General features: G+C 73.4%; 17 protein-coding genes. 9 read left to right on the plus strand and 8 right to left on the minus strand.

Annotation, left to right across the window (positions count from 1 at the left end; all coding sequences use genetic code 11):
• Positions 1 to 2 precede the first annotated feature (2 nt).
• On the minus strand, positions 3 to 1682 hold the full coding sequence (locus O7623_RS21625; RefSeq protein WP_282224836.1) for a right-handed parallel beta-helix repeat-containing protein: 1680 nt from the start codon (positions 1680 to 1682) through the stop codon (positions 3 to 5).
• A gap of 134 nt (positions 1683 to 1816) precedes the next feature.
• Between O7623_RS21625 and O7623_RS21630 the strand changes: the two genes are divergently transcribed.
• Genes O7623_RS21630 through O7623_RS21640 form a run of 3 tightly spaced genes read left to right on the plus strand, consistent with a single transcriptional unit; the run spans position 1817 to position 3887 of the window.
• On the plus strand, positions 1817 to 2206 hold the full coding sequence (locus tag O7623_RS21630; RefSeq protein WP_282224837.1) for a YwqJ-related putative deaminase: 390 nt from the start codon (positions 1817 to 1819) through the stop codon (positions 2204 to 2206).
• Complete coding sequence (locus O7623_RS21635) at positions 2203 to 2706, plus strand: SUKH-3 domain-containing protein (RefSeq protein ID WP_282224838.1); 504 nt, start codon at positions 2203 to 2205, stop codon at positions 2704 to 2706. The genes O7623_RS21630 and O7623_RS21635 overlap by 4 nt, the downstream gene beginning before the upstream one ends.
• Positions 2703 to 3887 carry an SseB family protein gene (locus O7623_RS21640; protein WP_282224839.1) on the plus strand — a complete coding sequence of 395 codons (1185 nt, stop codon included), beginning with the start codon at positions 2703 to 2705 and terminating at the stop codon, positions 3885 to 3887. The genes O7623_RS21635 and O7623_RS21640 overlap by 4 nt, the downstream gene beginning before the upstream one ends.
• A gap of 19 nt (positions 3888 to 3906) precedes the next feature.
• On the opposite strand, the gene O7623_RS21645 is transcribed toward O7623_RS21640, so the two are convergent.
• The 5 genes from O7623_RS21645 to eccCa form a co-directional block, all read right to left on the minus strand.
• Complete coding sequence (locus O7623_RS21645; RefSeq protein ID WP_282224840.1) at positions 3907 to 4356, minus strand: hypothetical protein; 450 nt, start codon at positions 4354 to 4356, stop codon at positions 3907 to 3909.
• Between the two features lie 45 nt (positions 4357 to 4401).
• Complete coding sequence (locus tag O7623_RS21650; RefSeq protein WP_282224841.1) at positions 4402 to 5697, minus strand: S8 family serine peptidase; 1296 nt, start codon at positions 5695 to 5697, stop codon at positions 4402 to 4404.
• A 107-nt stretch (positions 5698 to 5804) separates the two neighbouring features.
• Complete coding sequence (locus O7623_RS21655; protein ID WP_282224842.1) at positions 5805 to 7487, minus strand: hypothetical protein; 1683 nt, start codon at positions 7485 to 7487, stop codon at positions 5805 to 5807.
• A 31-nt stretch (positions 7488 to 7518) separates the two neighbouring features.
• On the minus strand, positions 7519 to 8118 hold the full coding sequence (locus O7623_RS21660) for a hypothetical protein (protein ID WP_282224843.1): 600 nt from the start codon (positions 8116 to 8118) through the stop codon (positions 7519 to 7521).
• 78 nt (positions 8119 to 8196) lie between these two features.
• Positions 8197 to 12150, minus strand: coding sequence for a type VII secretion protein EccCa (gene eccCa, locus O7623_RS21665; protein ID WP_282224844.1), 3954 nt, complete (start codon positions 12148 to 12150; stop codon positions 8197 to 8199).
• Positions 12151 to 12274: 124 nt separating this feature from the next.
• Here eccCa and eccD point away from each other — a divergent pair, with 124 nt between their 5' ends.
• Entirely contained in the window at positions 12275 to 13660 is a 1386-nt protein-coding gene (eccD, locus tag O7623_RS21670; protein ID WP_282224845.1) for a type VII secretion integral membrane protein EccD, read from the plus strand.
• 34 nt (positions 13661 to 13694) lie between these two features.
• On the opposite strand, the gene O7623_RS21675 is transcribed toward eccD, so the two are convergent.
• Positions 13695 to 14471 carry an SUKH-3 domain-containing protein gene (locus O7623_RS21675; protein WP_282224846.1) on the minus strand — a complete coding sequence of 259 codons (777 nt, stop codon included), beginning with the start codon at positions 14469 to 14471 and terminating at the stop codon, positions 13695 to 13697.
• A gap of 121 nt (positions 14472 to 14592) precedes the next feature.
• On the opposite strand from O7623_RS21675, the gene eccB reads away from it, so the two are divergent.
• The 3 genes from eccB (at position 14593) to O7623_RS21690 (ending at position 16818) form a co-directional block, all read left to right on the plus strand.
• The gene (gene eccB / locus O7623_RS21680; RefSeq protein WP_282224847.1) at positions 14593 to 16008 is read left to right on the plus strand and encodes a type VII secretion protein EccB; all 1416 of its coding nucleotides are present in this window, start codon (positions 14593 to 14595) and stop codon (positions 16006 to 16008) included.
• Positions 16009 to 16194: 186 nt separating this feature from the next.
• Entirely contained in the window at positions 16195 to 16518 is a 324-nt protein-coding gene (locus O7623_RS21685; protein WP_282224848.1) for a WXG100 family type VII secretion target, read from the plus strand.
• A gap of 15 nt (positions 16519 to 16533) precedes the next feature.
• Positions 16534 to 16818 carry a WXG100 family type VII secretion target gene (locus tag O7623_RS21690; RefSeq protein ID WP_282224849.1) on the plus strand — a complete coding sequence of 95 codons (285 nt, stop codon included), beginning with the start codon at positions 16534 to 16536 and terminating at the stop codon, positions 16816 to 16818.
• A gap of 79 nt (positions 16819 to 16897) precedes the next feature.
• Here the strand turns inward: O7623_RS21690 and mycP are convergent, their stop codons facing one another.
• The gene (gene mycP, locus O7623_RS21695) at positions 16898 to 18301 is read right to left on the minus strand and encodes a type VII secretion-associated serine protease mycosin (protein WP_282224850.1); all 1404 of its coding nucleotides are present in this window, start codon (positions 18299 to 18301) and stop codon (positions 16898 to 16900) included.
• 158 nt (positions 18302 to 18459) lie between these two features.
• On the opposite strand from mycP, the gene O7623_RS21700 reads away from it, so the two are divergent.
• Together O7623_RS21700 and O7623_RS21705 are read left to right on the plus strand one after the other, a co-directional pair.
• The gene (locus O7623_RS21700) at positions 18460 to 18852 is read left to right on the plus strand and encodes a YbaB/EbfC family nucleoid-associated protein (protein ID WP_282224851.1); all 393 of its coding nucleotides are present in this window, start codon (positions 18460 to 18462) and stop codon (positions 18850 to 18852) included.
• The gene (locus O7623_RS21705; RefSeq protein WP_282224852.1) at positions 18849 to 19187 is read left to right on the plus strand and encodes a hypothetical protein; all 339 of its coding nucleotides are present in this window, start codon (positions 18849 to 18851) and stop codon (positions 19185 to 19187) included. The genes O7623_RS21700 and O7623_RS21705 overlap by 4 nt, the downstream gene beginning before the upstream one ends.
• Positions 19188 to 19217: the final 30 nt, after the last annotated feature.

Consider the following 19217-nt stretch of genomic DNA (forward strand, 5'->3'; position numbering starts at 1 on the left):
GCTCATCGGCCGGTCGCCGCCCGTACGTCGGCCTCGGTCACCGTACGCAGATCGTCCAGGCTCGGCCGCTGACCGGACTGCCGCAACCGTTGCGCCTGCGCCTTGCGTACCCCCTCGAAAAGCTTGCGGGCCTCGCGGGCGTTGCCGAAGTTCTCGTCCCGGCGCACCGCCGAGAAGTGCGCCAGCAGCACCTGCGGGACCGTGTCGGCCAGCAGGTACTCGTCGGCGGCCGCCATCCGTTCGACGATCACCACCAGCTGCTGCGGCGAATAGTTGCCGAACTCGATGGTCTTGGCGAACCGGGACGCCAGACCGGGGTTGGCGTCGAGGAACTGGACCATCTCGACGGTGTAGCCGGCCGCGATCACCGCGATCTCGTCCCGATGGTCCTCCATCAGCTTCACCAGGGTGTCGATCGCCTCCTGGCCGAAATCGCCGCCGCTGCCGAACGACCGGGACAGCGTGTACGCCTCGTCGATGAACAGCACCCCGCCCCGGGCCTGCTCGAAGACGGCGGCGGTCTTCTCGGCGGTGTGCCCGAGGTACTGCCCGACCAGGTCCCGCCGGGACACCTCCTTGAACGGGCCACCCGGCAGCACCGCCAACGCGGCCAGCAACTCGCCGTAGATCCGGGCGACCGTCGTCTTACCGGTGCCCGGCGCACCGGCGAAGATCAGGTGGTGGCTGACCGCGCTGACCGGCAGCCCGGCCCCGCGCCGCCACTCGTTGACCTGGATTTCGTCGATCAGGGACCGGACCTCGTCCTTGACCGACTCCAACCCGACCATCGCGTCCAACTCGGCCAGCAACTCATCGGCGCGGGCAGTGTCCTGCCCACCGCTGTGCTGCGCGGCGGCCGCCCCGAACACGGCCCGGCGGCTCGCCGTACCGGTGACGATCGTCGGATCCGCGCCGTCGGCCACCTCGAACGCCGGCGTCGCGGTGTTCTCGGTGCTGCACTCCTCGACGCTTCCGCCGCAGCCCCGGCCGAACGACACCGCCGGCCCACCGGTGTCCCGGATCCGGCAGCGGCGCAACGTCGGCGCGCTCTGGTGGGCGACCGCCACCCCGGCCCCGCCGGTACCGGAGATCTCGCAGGTCTCCAACGTGGGCCGGCCGTGCTGGTAGACGTACACGCCACGGTTGCCGCAGCCGCTGATGGTGGACGCCCGGATCGTCGGGGCCGCACCGATGCGCACGATCACCCCGTCCTCGGCGAGATCGGTGAACTCGCAACCGTCCACGGTGCCGTCGGCGTCCTCGACGACCAGGCCGTACCGGGCACCGGAGACCGTGCACCGGGTGAGGGCGAAACGGGAGCGGCCACCGATCGTCACACCCGCGCCGAACCCGGCGTGCAGCCGACACCCCGACATCGTCAACTCGGCCCGGTCCACCGCGACCGCCGGCGCGTCACCGGCCCGCAGCACCAGGTCACGCAACTCCACCGCACCGCCGTTCGCGGACACCGTCGGGTACGTACCGCTGGACGCGTCGACCGTGACCGATCCCGGGCCCTGCGCGGCGACCACGGCGATCCGGCGGTCGTTGACGAACAGCGCTTCGTAGTAGGTGCCCGGGGCCACCGACACCACTGTGTCGTCGGTCGCCGCCGCGAGAGCGTCGCCGATCGACGGATATGCGCCGGGCCGGTCCGGACAGACAGTCAGGGTGCGGGTCATCGCTCCGGGCTTCATACATGGCGGGACAGGGGATCCCGACGATATCTCAGCCGTCCCACCCCAGGCGTCCGGTGCACACGGCGGCGGTTGTCTACCCTCAACCGTGACGCCGTTCCGCTCCGGGAAGGAGAGCCGTGGCGCAGGTCCGCATGCTGCCGCTGGCCGCGGCCGCCCTGCTGGTCGACGGTCAGGTCCACACCCACACGTCGGTACGGGGCGACGTCGCCCCGCAGCTGCATCCGCTGATCCGGCGGCTGCTGCAGGAGGTGCCGGTGGCGCAGCGGGAACGCTTCGCCGGCTGGTGCGCCGAACCGGTCCTGCTCTCCGACCGACTCCACGCCGTCGCGCAGCGTACCGGCCAGGCCGAGCTGTCGCCGGCCGCCGCCCGGGCCGCCCTGTGGGGGGCCCGGCTGCGGCTCACCCTGGTCCGGGAGCCCGACGACCCGGCCCACGGCACCGCCGTCGCCCCCTGCCGCACCTGCCAGTATCTGCTCGACTGGGGCGGCGTGGAGGTGCTGCGGTGAGGACCGCCGACGAGTTCCCGCCCGATTTTCCGCCGGAGGTGCTGGCCGTCCTGACCCGGGCCGGCTGGCAGCCGGGCCACCGGGACACCGGGCGCGGCCGGGACTGGGCACTGCGGGTCGCCGGCCACGTCGGCCGCGACGGCCGGCAACACGCCGTCGTCGGTCCGGCGATCGAGGCGTACGCCGACTTCGGCGGCCTGCACGTGGTGCCGGACGGCCCCGGCACGGCCGTAGCCCCCAGCACCCTGCACCTGGACCCGATGCGGGCCGTGCACACCGTGGCGACCCTCGCCACCTTCGGCGACGTACTCGGGGTGCCGGTCAGCCCGCTCGGGGTGGAAGGCGACGGCCGGGGGATCCTCGCCGTCGACGCCCGGCGGCGGGTGTTCGTGCTCGACCACGGCGGCGACTGGTACCTGGGCGCGTCCGTGCCGCAGGCGATCACCGCCCTCGTCCTCGGGCTGGCACCGCAGCGGGTCGCCGAGGACGGTACCTGGTGACCGGGCCGCTGCTGCTGCCGGTCTCCGACGACACCGCCGCCGGGCGGGCACCGTTCGCCTGGCCCACCGTCGACCACGACGGTACGCCGCACGTGCTGGCCTTCACCTCGCCGCAGGCCATCGCCGACGCCCTGCCGGGCCAGTCCGTCCAGTACGTCACAGTGGAGTTCGCCGAGGTGGCGGCCAACCTGCCCGACGGCTGGTGCCTTGCGGTCGACCCCGGGTCGCCGACCGCCGTGCTGCTGCCCGCCAGCGAACTGCGCCACCAGCCGACGCAGGACGGCACCGTCGACGTGGCGCAGGCGCTGCGGGACGCCGTCGCCGCCGAGGACCCGGACGCGCTGATGGCCGCGCTGCTGCGGGCCGAGTTCACCGTACCGCTGGCCCCGCAGGCTGCCGGGATGCCGCAGGCCGCCGGGGCGCGCGACGGTGCCGCAGCGCCGGGGTTGGCCGATCCGGATTTCCCCTGGTGGTGCCTGCCGGACGTCGACGGAAACCCGTCGGTGCCGGTCTTCACCTCGCCGGCGCTGCTGCGCCAGGCCCTCGACGACCAGCCGGCGACAGTGGTCGCCAGCAGCGTGCAACTCTTCGCGCACTGGCCCGACCCGAGCTGGCACCTCGCCGTCGATCCGGGCACCCCGTTCGCGGTGAGCCTGCCCGGAACGGCGGTACGGGAAGTCAGCGGCTGGCTCGACGAGGTACGCCGTACCGTCACCGACGTGGCCGCCGGGTCACCCGTCGCCGCCGGCCCCGCCGACCCGGGCTCCGACCAGCCTGGCCTTGACGAGCCGGACCCGGACCTGCCGGTACGGATGCAGGTGGTCGTCCCGCACCGCTACCTGCAGGCGTACGTGTCGGACGACTACGACCGGGTGGCCGGCGTCGTCCACCGCTGGCACGGCCCCGGCCGGGACACCCCCCGACGGCTGTACGCCCGCCTCGCCCTGCTCGGCCCGGAGTCGCCGTTCACCGTCGACGACGAATGGGTGCCGGTGCTGCGCTGGACGCCCGGCCCGGACACGCCGCCGAGCTGGCTCGACGGCGGACCGCAGCATCGGTCGCTGGTGGTGCCGGACGGGGCGCAGCTGCGGGTGCTGCACCACGACGGCGGCGACGAACTCCTGGCCAGCTTCGACCGGGCGGCCCGCCGCTGGCAGCCAACGGACCAGCTGGCGGACTAGCCAACGGAACAGCCGGCGGTTATGGACGGTGCCCCACCCAGCGGCGGGCCGGCGGGGTCTCCAACAGGATCAGGGCCAGCCCGGCCAACCCGCCGACGATCATCGGCGCCACCATGGTCCGGTTGTAGTCGATCCGGCCGAGCAGCAGCAGTACGCCCGGAACGACCAGGACCAGCCCGACGGTGACCCCGGCCGGCAGCTGCAGCATGTTCGGGCCACCGGTCCAGACGACCCGCATCCCGCCCAGGGTCATCAGGAGCAGCAGGAGGCAGATCCCGAAGATCCCTGCTGCGATGATCCACATGAGGAACGCCGCGAGTCCCTCGGCGCCGAACCCGACCCGCAGGATCGCGACCCCGGCGACCAGCCAGAGGACCGCGGTCGGGATCGCCAACAGCACGGCGGCGACGACGACCGCCGGCCGCCGGGGTGCGGCGGCAGCGGGGGCCGAGGCCGGCTCGGGCACCATCGGAGTACGTCCTTTCCGTCGCCGGTCGACGGCGGTGTGCGCAGGTCAGCGGGGCGGCGGCCGCCAGACCGTATCGTCCTCGCCGGTCGGCGGCGTCTCCGGTGCCGGCCCCGCCCCTGGTGCGGTCACCGGCTCCGGCGCGGTCACCGGCGCCGGCAGCGGTACGCCGGTCTCCGGTGCACCGGGCGGGCCGTCCCGGGCCGCCGTACGCCGGGACCGCCGCCGCAGCCAGCGGATCAGCAGGACGACGCCGGTGATCAGCGTGCCGAGGATAGTGAAGAAGATCAGCATGCCGATCGCCTCGTCCATGCCGAACGAGTAGCCCGGCTCAGGCGGCAGGTAGGCGATCGGGTCCGGTGACGCGGTCGGCGACGGCCGCGGGCTGGCCCGGTCGTCCGGCTCTGTGGTGAGCGCGGCGTGGATGTCGAGGATGCCCCAGCCGAAGTCGAGGTCCTTGCCGGGCGGGCCGGCGTCGTACGCGGTGCCGACCAGGCGTTGGAAGAGTCTTCCCTGGTCCTCGTCCGGGAACCTGGACTTCAGCAGCGCGAACGCTCCCGACACCAACGCGGTGGCAGCACTGGCGCCGTCCTGTGTGTAGTACCCTCCACCAACCTCAGCCCGGACGATGTCCTCCCCGGGGGCGGCGATGGTGGTCTCCTCCGCCCGGATCGACTCCGGGCTCAGCCCTCGGTCGCGTCCGCTACTCGTCACCGCGATGGTCCACTCGCTGCGGGCCGGTTCGCCGATGAAGATGTCGCGGCGGTTGCCGATGCCGGCGACCACGATGACGCCGCGCTGGTAGGCGTCCTTGACAGCCTCCTCCAGCGCCGGATCCGAGGAGCCGGTGAGTGAGACGTTGATGATGTCGGCACCGCTGTTGACCGCCCAGTTGATCCCGAGTGCGATCGAGCGGGGCGGGATGACGTCGGTGGTCGGGCTGGTGATCGCGACCGGCAGGATCCGCGCCTTCGGCGCGACCCCGAGCACGCCGTCGCGCCCACCCGGCCCGTGCCCGTGACCGGCGATCAGCGAGGCCATGCCGGTGCCGTGGTTGCGCCGGTCGATATGGCCCTTGCCGTCGCCGTCATACAGATCCGCGCCGGGCAGGACGTTGTCCCGCAGATCCGGGTGGCTGGCGTCGACGCCGGTGTCGACGACGGCGACGGTGACCCCCTCGCCCTGGGTGATCTGGTGCACCTCGGCGAGCCGCATCGCCTCGACGTGCCAGGACCGGTCGCGGATGTCGTCGGCCCGCGCCGGGCAGGCGGGCAGCCCGGTCGCGCCGAGCGCACCGACCATCGTGGCGGCCACCAGGGCCGTCAGACGCCGGGCGGCACCCATGGGTGGTGCACTCCTCTCCGTCGAGCGGTCGCGACGCGACCCGACACCGTGACCGGATGATACCGCTCCAGGGCCTTTGCCCGACGATGCCCGGCTGTCGGTTGTCGTCACTGCCGGCCCAGGGTCCGGCCCTGCTCCTGCGGTGGCCGCTCGGTCGGGGCGTCGATGGTGCCGGTACCGGCCCGCTCGGTCTCCCACAACTCGTCGTCGCCGTCACCGTGGGCCCAGGTCTGCGGCTCCTCGGAGGTGCGGCCGCTGCGGGCGCGACCACCGCCCACCGCCGGGCCGGCACCACGCTGACCGCCGAGCACCGGACCGGGTGCCTTGGGGCCGCCGGTGCGGCTGGCCGGTGCCGCGCGGCCGGACAGTCGCGGGGCGGTCGGTGCCGACTTGCCGGCGGCTCCGGGCGCGGGCGGCGAGGGCAGCCGGGGTGCGCCAGCCGTCGAACCACCAGCCGGTCGGGGGCGTTGCCCGCCGAGGCTGGGTGGCGGAGTGGCCGGTCGGCCGGCACCCGCGCCGGTCGGCTTGGCCGGTCGGCCGGCTGTGCTGCCCGGCAGTTGCGGTGCCGTCGGCGGGGTGCCGCGACCGGTCGGCCGGCTGGCCGGGGGTGCCGGCCGCCCCCCGGCGCCCGGGCCGGTGCTGCCCGGCAGCGTCGGGCGGTTCGGGGCCGGCCCGCGCGACGCCGGATTGCCCGGCGGTGGTCCACCCGCGCCGGGCAGGGTCGGCCGAGGCGGTCCGGGTGGCCGACCGGTGTTCGGGCGGTTGGTGCCGGCAGGCGGTGGCGCCGGCCGGTTGACCCCGGGTGTACCGGGTCGCGGGCCGGGCGGTGTCACGCCGGGCGGCACCACGGCAGGAGGTGGACTCGGGGCCGGACCGGCGCCGGGTGGCGTGACGGTGGGCACCGGGGGAGGGGCGGTCGGTGGGGCGACCGTGCCGCCGGCCAGGTTCAGCCCGTCCGGCACCACCGGCGGCGGGGCGGACGGCGGTGCCCCGGGGCCCGTGTCGAGGCCGGCCGGCGGGGCGCCGGGCCGGATCAGGTCGGGTCGCGTTGGCGGCGCACCCGGTGCCCCACCGGGCGGAACACCCGGCGGCAGCCCGGGGCCACCGGTCGGCGTCGTCAGCGTTGGGTCGACCACTGCCGCGTCGGTCGGGCCCTTGAAGGCGGTGCCCCGGGTGATGTGGCTCAGGTACACGTCGATGTACATGTCGGCTAGCGGCTTGATGATGTCCCGGGCACGCTCGTAGTAGTCGTCCATCACGTCTTTGCGGGTCCGACCGGTGGTCCCGGGGATCCAGTCGTAGGTGTCGGACCACTGCAGACCCTTGTCCGGGTCGGCCGCCTCCACGGTGTACTGCTCCCAGAGGCTGCGGAACTCCCGCTGGGTGGACTCGATCTTCGTGGCCAACTGCTCCAACCCACGACGGTTGCTGTCGGCCGCCTCCTTCCACTCGTCGAGCGAGTAGAGGGTGGCACCGACCCGTTGCATGAAGTACTCACCGGCCGGGGACTGCCACCGGTCGGCCAGCGAGGTCGCGTACCGCTGCAGGTTGTTGCGGGTGCTGTCGAGCAGCACGCTGATCCGGTGCCACATCTCGGCGACGGCGACCACCCGCTCGTCGCTCTCGTTCTGGATCCAACCCCACATCGTCTCGATGGTGGTCGTTTCCTTGTCCCAGACAGTGGGTTCGTAACGCTGGTTCGGATCCGACGCGTCGTAGGTGACGTAGTCGTTCCCGCTGGACGGGTACGGCACCGACATCGGCCGCCAACCAAAGTAGTCCCCGGACATCCTCGCTCCTTGAGGCCGCTATCCGTGCCGATCAGTGGTCCGCCGGCGGACTCTTGAGGTCATCGTGGTGCATGTCTTCGTCGTCGGCTTCGATGTCGTACGCCCCGTCGCCGTCGCCGACGGTCTCCGCGTCGTACAGGGAAAGGCCCGGTTCGGCCGTCTGCGGGGCGTACGCGGACGGCTCCGGCTCCGGCTCGCCGACTGCCAGGCTGGGGTCCTCGATACCGCTGCCCGGCTCCTGCCAGAGACCGCTGAGAGTGTCCTGTCCGTCCACCGCTATGAAAGCGTTGAAAATGGCTTTCTGGTCGGCCTCGGCGAGGGCGTCGCCGTCGAGATATTCGGCAGAGATCGACTTTGCCGCCGTGGCCAACGAAGCGAGGCCTTTCGCCACCTCGCCGAGCAGCAGCGTGGCCGCTCGGCGGTTCTCGTCATGGCGGCCCTGGAAGAACCGGCCCTCGGACAGGCCGGAGCCGCCGAACGGCACCGGGATGGCGAGCATGTGGTTGATGCCGCCTTCCAGGCTCGGCTGGAAGTTGAGCCGCAACTCGTCCATTACGCACTGGGCGAAGTCGTCGAGCTGCTCGATGTCGACGTTGATCGTTTCGTTGACCAACCAGCTGTCGTCCGCCATGCTCTCCTCCCCCGGGTGCCGTACACGCATCGGCAACGACAAAACTATCGCGTTGCCGCAACCGGTGTGAACCGTCCGTCACGTTGTGGACGGTAGGTGTAGCAACTGGACGAGCCGGGTGCCTTCCCGTCTGGTGACCAGCCAGCCCCGGCCCGGGGGCAGCGGGCCCGGCCGGACGTTGCCGAGCAGCACCCCCTCGTCGCGGTTGCCGGACATGACCAGCCCCGGGGTGCCGAGTTCCCGCAGCCGCATCAGGACCGGTTCGTAGAGGGCCCGGCTCGCGCCGCCGCTGCGTCGGGCGATCACCAGGTGCAGTCCGATGTCGCGGGCCTGGGGCAGGAACTCCAGCAGCGGCAGCAGCGGGTTGCTGCCGCCGCCGGCGACCAGGTCGTAGTCGTCGACCAGCAGGTACAGGTCGGGGCCGCGCCACCAGCTGCGGGCCCGTAGCTGCTCGGGGGTGACGTCCGCCGGGGGCAGCCGGTCGCGCATCACGTTGACCACTTCGGTCATCATGCCCTCGGTGACCTGCGCCGAGGTGCCGTACCCGATCTGGTGTTCCTTGCTGATGTCGCCGAGCAGGCTGCGCCGGTAGTCGACGACGATGAGCCGGGCCTGGGTCAGGTCGTTGCGGTCGGTGACGCCCCGGGCGAACGCCCGCAGGAAGCTGCTCTTGCCGGACTCGCCGTCGCCGAAGACGATGAAGTGCGGGTCGGTGCCGAGGTCGAGGTGCACCGGCTGCAGGTCGGCCTCGGCGATGGCGATCGGCACCCCGGGCCGTCCGGTGTCGGGCACGCTGTCGTACGGCACCTCGGCCGGCAGTAGCCGCACCGGTGGCGCGCCCGGCCCCTGCCAGGCGGCCGCGATGTCGGCGACGAACCGGCGGGCGCCGTCGGTGAGGGTCTCGCTGTCGGCGTCGCCGTCGGCGCGGGGCAGCGCGGCGAGGAACTGCATGCCGTCGGGGGTGATGCCCCGGCCGGGGGCCTTGTCCGGCACGTTCATCGCGGCCCGCCGGTCCAGGTGGGAGTCGCTGGCGTCGGCGAGGCGCAGCTCCAGCCGGGTGCCGAAGACGTCCCGTACGGCGGGCCGCAGGTCCATCCACCGGCTCGCGGTGATCACCAGGTGTACGCCGAACGACAGCCCCCGGTTGGCGATGTCGGTGATCGCCGGTTCCAGGTCCTCGAATTCGCCCCGTACGGCGGCCCACCCGTCGATGACCAGGAACACGTCACCGAACGGGTCGTCGGTGTGCCCGCCGTGGCGGCGTTCCCGCCGGTAGGTGGCCATCGAGTCGATGCGGCGTTCGGCGAAGCGGCGTTCCCGCTGGGCCATCAGCAGCCGCAGTTCGGCGATGGTCCGGCGGACCTGGCCGGCGTCGAGCCGGGTGGCGACGCCGCCGACGTGCGGCAGGTCGCGCAGTGCGGTGAGTGCCCCGCTGCCCAGGTCGAGGCAGTAGATCTGCACCTCGCGCGGGGTGTGGGTGAGGGCGAGGGCGGACACGACGGTCCGCAGCAGGGTGCTCTTGCCGCTCTGCGGGCCGCCGACGATGACGGTGTGTCCGGCGGATCCGGCCAGTTCCAGCCAGAGGACGTCACGGCGCTGTTCGAACGGTCTGTCGATGACGCCGACGGCGGCCCGTAGTTCGCCCTGCAGGGCGGGGCTGGCGGCGGTGAGGCCGCGTTCCGGGTCGGCGGCCAGCGGGGAGAGCAGCTGGTCGAGGGTCATCGGGTCGCCGAGCGGTGGCAGCCACACCTGGTGGGCAGGTTTGCCGCGGCCGGCGAGTCGGCCGACCAGGATGTCGAGCAGGCTTTCGCCGGTGGCGTCGGTCGGTTCGGGTTCGGGTGCGCGGGCGGCGGTGGGCAGCCGGGGGGCGACGTACTGGGTGGTGTATTCCTGGACGCGGTCGTCGCCGTCGCCGGCGGCGACCGCTTCGGCGGTCTTGCTGCGGTACGTGCCGGAGACGTACGCGGCCCGGAAACGCACCAGCGGCTCGGTGCCGAAGCGCAGGTAGCCGTGGCCGGGGGAGCGGGGCAGTTCGTAGGCGTCGGTGGCGCCCAGCACGACCCGGCTCTCCATCGCGGAGAAGGTCCGTAGGCCGATCCGGTACGACAGGTGGGTGTCCAGGCCGCGGAGCCGGCCCTCCTCCAGGCGCTGCGAGGCGAGCAGCAGGTGCACGCTCAACGACCGGCCGACTCGTCCGATCTGGACGAACATGTCGATGAAGTCGGGTTTGGCGGTCAGCAGCTCGGAGAACTCGTCACAGATGATCAGCAGCGCCGGCATCGGGTCCAGCGGGGCGCCGGCCGCCCGAGCCTTCTCGTAGTCGCGCTGCGAGGCGTAGTTGCCGGCCGAGCGGAGCAGCTCCTGGCGGCGGACCAGCTCGCCGTTGATGGCGTCGGTCATCCGGTCGACCAGCGGCAGCTCGTCGGAGAGGTTCGTGATCACCGCGCTGGTGTGCGGCAGTTTGTCCAGCCGGGTGAACGTCGCACCACCCTTGAAGTCGATCAGCACGAAGTTCAACGTCTCCGACGAGTGCGTGGCGGCCAGGGCCAGCACCAGCGTCCGCAGCAGCTCGGACTTGCCGGAACCGGTCGCGCCGATCAGCAGGCCGTGCGGGCCCATCCCGTCCTGCGCGGACTCCTTCAGGTCCAGCTCGACCGGCGTACCGTCCGGGGTCAGCCCGAGCGGCACCCGCAGCCGGTCCCGGTTGGGCCGGGGCGTCCAGGCCCGGTCCACGTCGAACTCGTACGGATCCCCCAGGTCCAGCAGGTCGGCCAGGTCCTGCTCCTGGTGCAGCGGCTGTTCGCCCCGGGACGCGGCGGACAGCCGCAGCGGCGCCAGCTGCATCGCCAGCGCCTCGGCCTCGGCGACGGCGCAGCTGTCGGCGGTGCCGATCGCCACCCGCCCGTCCAGGGTCACGCTGGTCATCGCCCCGTCGGCGGCCAGCTCCAGCAGCAGCCGCGCCCGGTCCAGTACGCGCGGCGGCGGCTCGGACAGGTCGAGGATCGTCACCCCTTCGACCCCGCCCTCGGTCATCAGATGGTCGGATCCGGCCGGGTCACCACCGTCGATCACCACCAGCAGGTGCGGACCGGGTGCGGCCGTACCGGCACCGGAGACGTTGAACCGGGGCCGGTTGGCCAGCACGTCGTCGAGCATCGCCTCCAGCCCGGTCACCGTCGGTGACACCAGCCGCAGTGCCCCCATCGCGTCGGTACGGGTCGGGTGCAGCGCGTGCGGCAGCCACTTGGTCCACTCCCACTGGTCCCGCCGGGCCGGCGCCGCGCAGACCGCCACCAGCACGTCGTCCGGGGCGTGGAAGGCGGCGGCCTGGCAGATCACCGCCCGTACCAGGCCCCGGGCGGCGTCGGCGTCGCCGCGCAGGTGCACTCGGGCGAAGCCGCGCAACGCCATGTCGACCGGCAGGTCCGGCACCGAGGCGTAGGTGGTGAGGAAGCGGCGCAACGCCAGCGCGCACATCGGCTCCAGCTTCTCCAGCGCCGTCGGCGGCGGCGGGACCAGCGGGGTCGCCAGCTCCTGCGGCCCCAGACCCACCCGTACGGTGGCGAAGTCGGCGTCCCCACGACGGCGCTCCCACAGCCGGGGACCGACCGGCACCGACCACAGCGCCTGCGGGTCGGGGTGCCGGTAGAACGCTGCCTCCCGCTGCTGGCGGACGGTGCGCAGCACCCGGCGGCGCTGCCGCGACAGGTGCGCCATGTACTCGCGGCGGCGCTGCGCCATCTCCTGCTTGCTCGGCCCGCCGGCCTGGCCGGTCAGTTGGGAGGCGAGCATGCCGAGTGCGGAGAGTCCGAACAGGCCACCGGCGACGTAGCTCAGGGTCGAACCGCCCCGACCGGCGTACATCAGCGCCATCGCCACCGAGCCGGCCAGCATCGGCAGCAGCATCATCAGCTGCCCCCAGGACCGGCCGGTCGGGGCCGGCAGTTCCGGTGGCGCGTCGAGCAGCACCTCCCCGGACGGGTACTCCGGCTCCGGCTGGCGCGTCGGACGCCGAATCACGACCGTACCCACGGATCGACCCTCCCCGTCGTCGTCACACCCGGCTGCCGTCGCACTACCGGCACCGATGGCACCGGCACATGGTAGGTAGCCTTCTCGAGTCAGGACAGCCCGCGGCATCGACGAGGAGTCAGCAGTGGTCACCCAGGCCGGAACCGGACTCGCCCGGATCGCCGTCGTGGCACCGACCCGACGGATCGATCTGGCCCTGCCCGAGCACCTGCCGCTGGTCGGTCTGCTGCCGGCGGTGCTGCGCCACGCCGAGGAGGACCCCTCCGACGGTACGGCCGACGGCGGCTGGGCGCTGCGCCGCACCGACGGCTCCACTCTCGACCTGACCCGTACCCTCGCCGCCCAGCAGGTCCGCGACGGCGAGACCCTGCACCTGCTGCCCCGCCGGACCGACTGGCCGGAGCTGGCCTACGACGACCTGATGGAGGCGGTCGCGGCCGGTGCCCGCCGCCGGGGCCGGCCGTGGACCCCGGCGGCGACCCGGGCGACCGGGCTGCTGGTCACCGCCGTACTGCTGCTGCTCGCCCTGGTCGCGGTGGTGACCGCCGGCGAGGTCGGGCTGCTCGTCGGGCTGGCCCTGCTCGGTACGGCCGCCGTCCTGGTCGCCGTCGGCACGGTGCTGTCCCGGGCGATGGCCGATTCGCTGGCCGGTGCGGCCCTGACCGCGTTGGCGCTGCCGTACGCCTTCCTCGGCGGCGCGGTGGCGCTGGCCGACGGTGCCCGGATCACCGCGCTGGGGGCACCGCACGTGCTGGCCGGCGCGGCGGCGCTGGCGTTGACCGGCCTGCTCGGCATGCTCGCCGTCGGCGACGCCGGCCGGGTCTTCGTGGCGGCCATGTTCACCGGCGTCGGCGGGGTGCTCGGCGCGGCGCTGGCGGTCGGCCCGCTGGACGCGCCGAAAGCGGCGGCCGTCGTGGTCAGCCTGGTCACGTTGCTGCTGCCGGCGATGCCGCTGATCTCGGTACGGGCCGGCAAGCTGCCGATGCCGTCGTTGCCGCGTACCCCGGAGGACCTGGTCCGTGACGATCCGCAGCCGGACCGGGCGCAGATCTACCAGGCGACGGCGCGCGCCGACGAGGTGCTGACCGGGTTGATGTTCGGTGCGGCGGCGACCGCCACCGCCGCCCTGGCGGTACTCACCGTCGCGGCGTCGGTCGGCGCGTTGCTGCTGGTCGCGGTGGTGTCCGCGGGTTTCCTGCTGCGGGCCCGGCTGGTGCCGACCGTTCGGCACCGGGTGCCGCTGCTGGTCGGCGGGCTGGCCGGGGTCGCCCTGCTGGTGCTGGTCGGCGCTGCCGACGTACCGACCGGGGTACGGGTCGCACTGCTGCCGGTGGTGCTGCTGGTGGTGGCCCTGGTGGTGGCAGCCGGGATGGTCTACAGTCGGCGGCCGCCGGCGCCCCGGCTGGCCCGCCTCGGTGACGGGCTCGATGTGGTGCTGCAGCTGGCGGTGGTGCCGGTGGCCTGCGCCGTGCTCGGCCTCTACGGGTTCATGCGGGCGATCAACGGCTGACCTGTCGCTGCCGTCCCTGGCCGACGGCTGACCGTCAGTCCTGCGACGACAGCTGGTCGGGCCGCAGCGGCGGGAACGGCCCACCCCGGATCAGCCGGGTCAACGCCGCGTCGACACTGCCGGCGACGAACTGGTAGCCGGCCCAGTGCAGCAGGAACACCCGGCCGGCGGCGTCGACGACCAGCTCGGACGGGCCGTCGGAGTTGCCGCCGAGCGGGAACACCGGGTGGTCGTACTCGTCGACGAAGACCCGGGCCTCCTCGGTGACCAGGCCGCTGCGGACCGGGTGCAGGAACGTCGGGAAGCCGGCGTCGGCCGTACCGTCGCTGCCGAACTGCGGCAGCGTCAGGCCGCCGAACTCGACAAGCGCCGCCCGCGCGGCCGGGCTCATCACCAGGCCGTCGAGCTCACCGGCCCACCGGCTCGCCCACTGGTCGACCATCGCGGTGACGTCGCGGCCGGCGAACCAGCCGGCGGCGGTCAGCACGTGGCGGACGTCCGGCGGGAACCGGTGGTCGGCGGAGCGTTCGGCGGCGTACCGGGCGGCGACGACCGCCACCGGAAGCGGCGGCCACTGGCTGACCACGCCTGACTGCCGGTCGACGACGATGCGCGCCGCCCCACTGGTCGCCGGCGGCGCGGGCGGCCCCACCGGTTCGGCGGGAACCTGGCTGCCGGTGTCCCCGGTGGGGACCAGCCAGGCAACGTACCCGTGGTCGAACTCGTACAGGCCGATCTCCGCCGCCGGGTCCGCGCCGTGCGTCGTCGCCCAGTCGCGGGCCAGCGCGAGCGCCTCGTCGCGTCCGATCACCGATGCGTCCCTCCGCCGCCGGGGTCGGACCCCGGGGTACGTCGTCGTAGCCGGAGCCTATGGTAGGCAGCACGCTGCGTGGTGGGGATACGCGGCACCGGCGGTCGGGAGGTGGCCAGGGATGCCGTCGCGGCGCGACCAGGTCCAGTCGTACCAGTTCTTCGTCCAGCGGATGACGTCCGCGCTGGTCGCCCGGGATCCGGACCCGGTCGCGGCACCGTTCGGCCGGCTCGGCGCGGCGGGCCTGGGTGGGATCATGGTCGCCGTGCTCTGCCTCGGCGCGGTCGGCATCTTCGGCTTCGTCGTCCCCGGTGGAGCGACCGGCTGGCAGGACGGCGACTCGGTGATCCTGGAGAAGGAGACCGGGACCCGGTACCTGTACCGCGACGGCCACCTGCACCCGGTGGTGAACTACGCGTCGGCGCTGCTGGCGTTGGAGAGCTTCGCGCCGCTGACCCGGGTCTCCCGCAACTCGCTGGACGTGGCACCGCGCGGGGCCCGGATCGGCATCCCGGACGCCCCCGACGCCCTGCCCGGGGCGGACCGGCTGCTCACCGACGGCTGGACGTTGTGTTCCCAGGTGGTGCGGGACCAGGCCGGCGAGGCGACCACCCGTACGGTGCTGACGGTCGGCCGGGCACCGGTCGGCGGCCGGTCCGCCGGTGACGGGGCGCTGCTGGTCCGTGACGCCGACAGTGGCCGGCTGCACCTGATCTGGCGCGACCAGCGGCACGAACTGGTCGACCCGGAGATCGTCCTGGAAGGGCTGACCCTGCGGTCGGAGCCGATCGTGCTGGTCGGCGGCGCGTGGCTGAACGCGTTGCCGGCCGGGGAGCCGATCGGCAGCCGGTCGGTGGCCGGCCGGGGCGAGCCGTCGGCGGCCCTGCCGGACGCGGTCACCGGCGAGATCTACGCGGTGCAGAATCAGGCCGGCGACCGGCAGTACTACCTGGCCGAACGGGCCCGGCTGCTGCCGTTGACCGAGTTGCAGGCAGAGGTGCTGCTGGCTGATCCGGGGACGCGGGAGGCGTACGACGGGGAGCAGCCGGTCGTACGGACCGCCGCCGCGGCGACGGTGGTCGCCGCGCCCCGGGCCGAGCGTCCGGCGCAGACCACCGCCCCCGCGCCGGAACGCCGGCCGGAGATCGTCCGGCTCACCGACGGCCGGCAGAGCGTCTGCGCCGGGTACGCCCCGGACCGCCACGAGCCGCAGGTGCTGCTCGACGCGCAGGTCGAGTCGGTGGAGCAGTCGCTGGTCACGCCGGCGCGGACCGCCGACGGGGTGCCGCTGGCCGACGTGGTGGTGATCGCGCCGGGGCACGGCGCCCTGGTGGAGGCGCTGCCCAGCCCGGACGCCCCCGCCGGGACCCTGACCCTGGTCACCGACCTCGGCATCCGGTACCCGCTGGCGGACCGCGCGGTGGCCGCGATGCTCGGCTATCCGCAGGCGACGCCGGTACGGCTGCCGACCAGCCTGGTGGTGCGGCTGCCGGCCGGGCCGACCCTGGACCCGGTCGCGGCGAAACAGCCAGTCTGAGCCACTACAGTGGATCTTCGCTCCCGGTACGGTGAGTGTCGGACGGGCGGCAACGGTCTGGCGCCACTGGACATCAGCAACTACCGTTTCCATTGACAGATGGTGCGTCGGCGCACCATGCGGCACCGCCCCTTCGAATTCGGGGCATCGCACCAGAGGACGGGGTGAAACTCCACCATGAGCGGGATGAACACCAATACCGGTCTGATGGTTCAGACCGAGAAGGACGTCGACGGCGTCGCGGACCGGCTGACCTCGAACCTGAATCGGCTGATGGATCAGCTCATGCCCCTCTACGACCAGTGGAAGGGGATCGGTGCCGGCTCGTTCCAGCAGGTGCGCCAATCGTTCGACGAGGACATGGCGCGGCTGAACGTCGCGCTGCGGTCGATCGCCGAAGCCGTCGGCTCGGCCGGTAAGGACTACGAAGTCAGCGACGAGGAGATCAAGTCCGAGATGGATTCGGCCGGCGCTTCCGCCGGCCAGATCACCGCCGCGCTGAAGCTCTGACCGGGGGGAATCGAGATGGACATTCGCTACGACTTCGCCGCGTTGAACGGTGCCGCCGACAACTGCGGCTCGGCGGCCAAGAACATGATGGCCGAGCTCGACGGGCTCAAGACCGGCATCCAGCCGCTGGTGGCGACCTGGGAAGGCTCCGCGCAGACGGCGTACCTGGCCCGGCAGGCCGAGTGGGAGTCGGCGGCCACCGACCTCAACGACCTGCTCACCCGGATCGAGAAGGCGTTGCGCGAGGCGGCTGTCCGGATGCAGGCCCGCGAGGCGGCCAACCGCGCCAAGTTCGAGTGACCCGGACGGTGACCGGGGCCGGACCCCCTGCGCGGTCCAGCCCCGGTCACCGGCCTGACCTGGCCCCACCCGGCCCCGGTCACCGGAGCCGGGTGCCCGGCACCACGAAGAACGTCTCCTGCGGATCCGCCCCTGGGTCCCCGGCCGCCCCAACGGAGCCACCAGCGCCGCCGGCGACGGGCGCCCCGCCCGGCGGTACGTCGACCCACCGGGTCGGCCGCCAACGTCGACGCCGCCCGTACGGCAGTGCGCTGACCGCCACGACGACCCCCGCCGCGATCATCGCCACAGCGGCGGCCACCACCACCGCGACCAGCCCGAGCGACCGCCACCGCTGCGCCCGGGCCACCGCCGCCGGATCCTCGGTGACCGCCGGCAACGCCGGCACGGCCAGCGGCTCGGCCGCACTGAGCTGCTCGGTCACCGCCCGGTACGGGTTGACCACCCCGTGGCCGTAGCCGTCAGCGCGGCTACCGGCCGCCGGGTCGGCGGTGGCGATGAGCCGGCGGGTCACCTCCGCCGCCGACAACTGCGGCTCGGCGGCGCGCAGCAGCGCCGCCGCCGCGCTCACCATCGGGGTGGCGTAGCTGGTGCCGCTGAGCACCTCGTGCCCGGAGACCCGGCTCGCCGCGACGACCGCCCCACCCGGTGCCACCAGGTCGACGTACCCGCCGACCTGCGAGTCCGGCAGCCGTACGCCGTTTTCGTCGATCGCCCCGACGCCGATCACCCCGTCGAAACCCGCCGGGTACGGCGTCGGATCGGGCACCTCGCCGCGCTGATGGTTGTTGCCGGCCGCAGCGACCAGGACGACGTCGGCCCGGCGGGCCCGGTCCACCGCCGCACGTACCGCCTCGTCGGCCCGGTACATCGTCAACGACATGTTGATCACGTCGGCGCCGGCCGCCACCGCCACGTCGATCGCCTCGGCGAGCCGGGCACCGGGCGAGCCGGTGCCACCCTCGGCGGCCTGCACCCGCTCGGTGACCCGTACCGGCACGATCGTCACCCCGGGTGCCAGCCCGTGGAAGCCGACCCCGTCGCGGCGGGTGGCCGCGATCAGGCTGGCCACGGCGGTGCCGTGCGAGGCGCAGTCCACGGTGCCGCTGTCCTCGACGTCGAGCAGGTCGGTGCCGTCGGCCACCCGGCCGGCCAGCTGCGGATGGTCGTCGTCCACCCCGGAGTCGATCACCGCTACCCGGACGCCGGACCCGTCGGTGACCGGCCAGATCCGGTCCGGCGCGAGCCACCGCTGATGCCACGACAGCTGCGGGATCACCGGACCGGGCTGGGCCGGGTTACGGCAGCTGCCGGGTGCGGCGGCGGCCGGTGCCCCCGGCGCGGCCGTCGTGACGAGCACGGTGACGACCGTGGCCAACAGCCCGGCCCAGGACGCGGTGCCGGCCCAGGACGCGGTGCCGGCCGAGGAGCCTACGCGGGGTGGTCCGCTGATCCGGGTCCGGGTCAACGCCGGTGAGCGCATCCGTCGACCTCCTGACGAGCCGGTGGGTGCGGGCATCGTACCGAGCTGGCCAGGCCGAGCGGGCTCGTGCGGCTGGCACACATTCAGTATCGTCAGGACGATGCCGTGCCCGGGCGGTACGGGGTCGTGCCCGGTGACGCGGCGACGGGGAGGACACCATGGACCTGCAGGGGCTGCGTGCCCGCGCGGACGAGCTCATGGCACAGTTCGACCGGATGCGCGCGGGCGTCGGCGACGTACAGCAGCAGTTGCGTGCCGTGTCGGCGACGGTGACCTCCGACGACGGTCTCGTCACGGTGACCGTCGGCCCGCGCGGCCAGGTGACCAAAGTGGAACTGGATCCGCGCATCTACCGGCGGCCGAACGCCGCGCAGCTGGCCGCCACCATCACCGACACCATCCGGACCGCCGCCGACCAGGCGATGGCTGAGGTGGAGCGGATCTGCCGGCCGCTGGTGCCGGACGCCCAGTTCCAGGCGCACATGGACGCCGACCTCGACGGCATCTTCCGCCAGCTCGACGCCGACCTGCCCGGAGGTGACCGCAGGTGACCGACCCACAACAGACCTTCGTCGACCCGGATCTGGTGCGACCGGCCGGGGCCGTGCTCGGTGGTGCCGTGGAGCGGCTCTCCGGCGAGTGGACCCGGCTGACCGCCACCATCCGTGGCCTCAACGCCGCTCGGCCCTGGGGCGACGACGAAGCCGGACGGGCCTTCAACGAGCACTACCTCGACGGCGGTGACGAGGCCCCGGCCGCGGTCACCCTCGACGCCGGCGACGAGCTGATCGCCGCGATCGACGACGTCGGCGTGCGGATCGTCTCCTCCGTCGACGGCACCGTCGACGACGACGACGCGGTCTCCACCAGCTTCGGCGGCAAGTGACCCGGCAGCTGTCGGAAGGCCCACGTCGTG

This window comes from Solwaraspora sp. WMMD791 (assembly GCF_029581195.1).
Lineage (GTDB): Bacteria > Actinomycetota > Actinomycetes > Mycobacteriales > Micromonosporaceae > Micromonospora_E.

What these genes read in the sequence shown, in the direction of transcription:
- O7623_RS21625 (WP_282224836.1), bottom strand. Translation starts at nt 1,682, where the DNA reads ATGACCCGCACCCTGACTGTCTGTCCGGACCGGCCCGGCGCATATCCG.
- O7623_RS21645 (WP_282224840.1), bottom strand. Translation starts at nt 4,356, where the DNA reads ATGGTGCCCGAGCCGGCCTCGGCCCCCGCTGCCGCCGCACCCCGGCGG.
- O7623_RS21650 (WP_282224841.1), bottom strand. Translation starts at nt 5,697, where the DNA reads ATGGGTGCCGCCCGGCGTCTGACGGCCCTGGTGGCCGCCACGATGGTC.
- O7623_RS21655 (WP_282224842.1), bottom strand. Translation starts at nt 7,487, where the DNA reads ATGTCCGGGGACTACTTTGGTTGGCGGCCGATGTCGGTGCCGTACCCG.
- O7623_RS21660 (WP_282224843.1), bottom strand. Translation starts at nt 8,118, where the DNA reads ATGGCGGACGACAGCTGGTTGGTCAACGAAACGATCAACGTCGACATC.
- eccB (WP_282224847.1), top strand. Translation starts at nt 14,593, where the DNA reads ATGCCGTCGCGGCGCGACCAGGTCCAGTCGTACCAGTTCTTCGTCCAG.
- O7623_RS21685 (WP_282224848.1), top strand. Translation starts at nt 16,195, where the DNA reads ATGAACACCAATACCGGTCTGATGGTTCAGACCGAGAAGGACGTCGAC.
- O7623_RS21690 (WP_282224849.1), top strand. Translation starts at nt 16,534, where the DNA reads ATGGACATTCGCTACGACTTCGCCGCGTTGAACGGTGCCGCCGACAAC.
- mycP (WP_282224850.1), bottom strand. Translation starts at nt 18,301, where the DNA reads ATGCGCTCACCGGCGTTGACCCGGACCCGGATCAGCGGACCACCCCGC.
- O7623_RS21700 (WP_282224851.1), top strand. Translation starts at nt 18,460, where the DNA reads ATGGACCTGCAGGGGCTGCGTGCCCGCGCGGACGAGCTCATGGCACAG.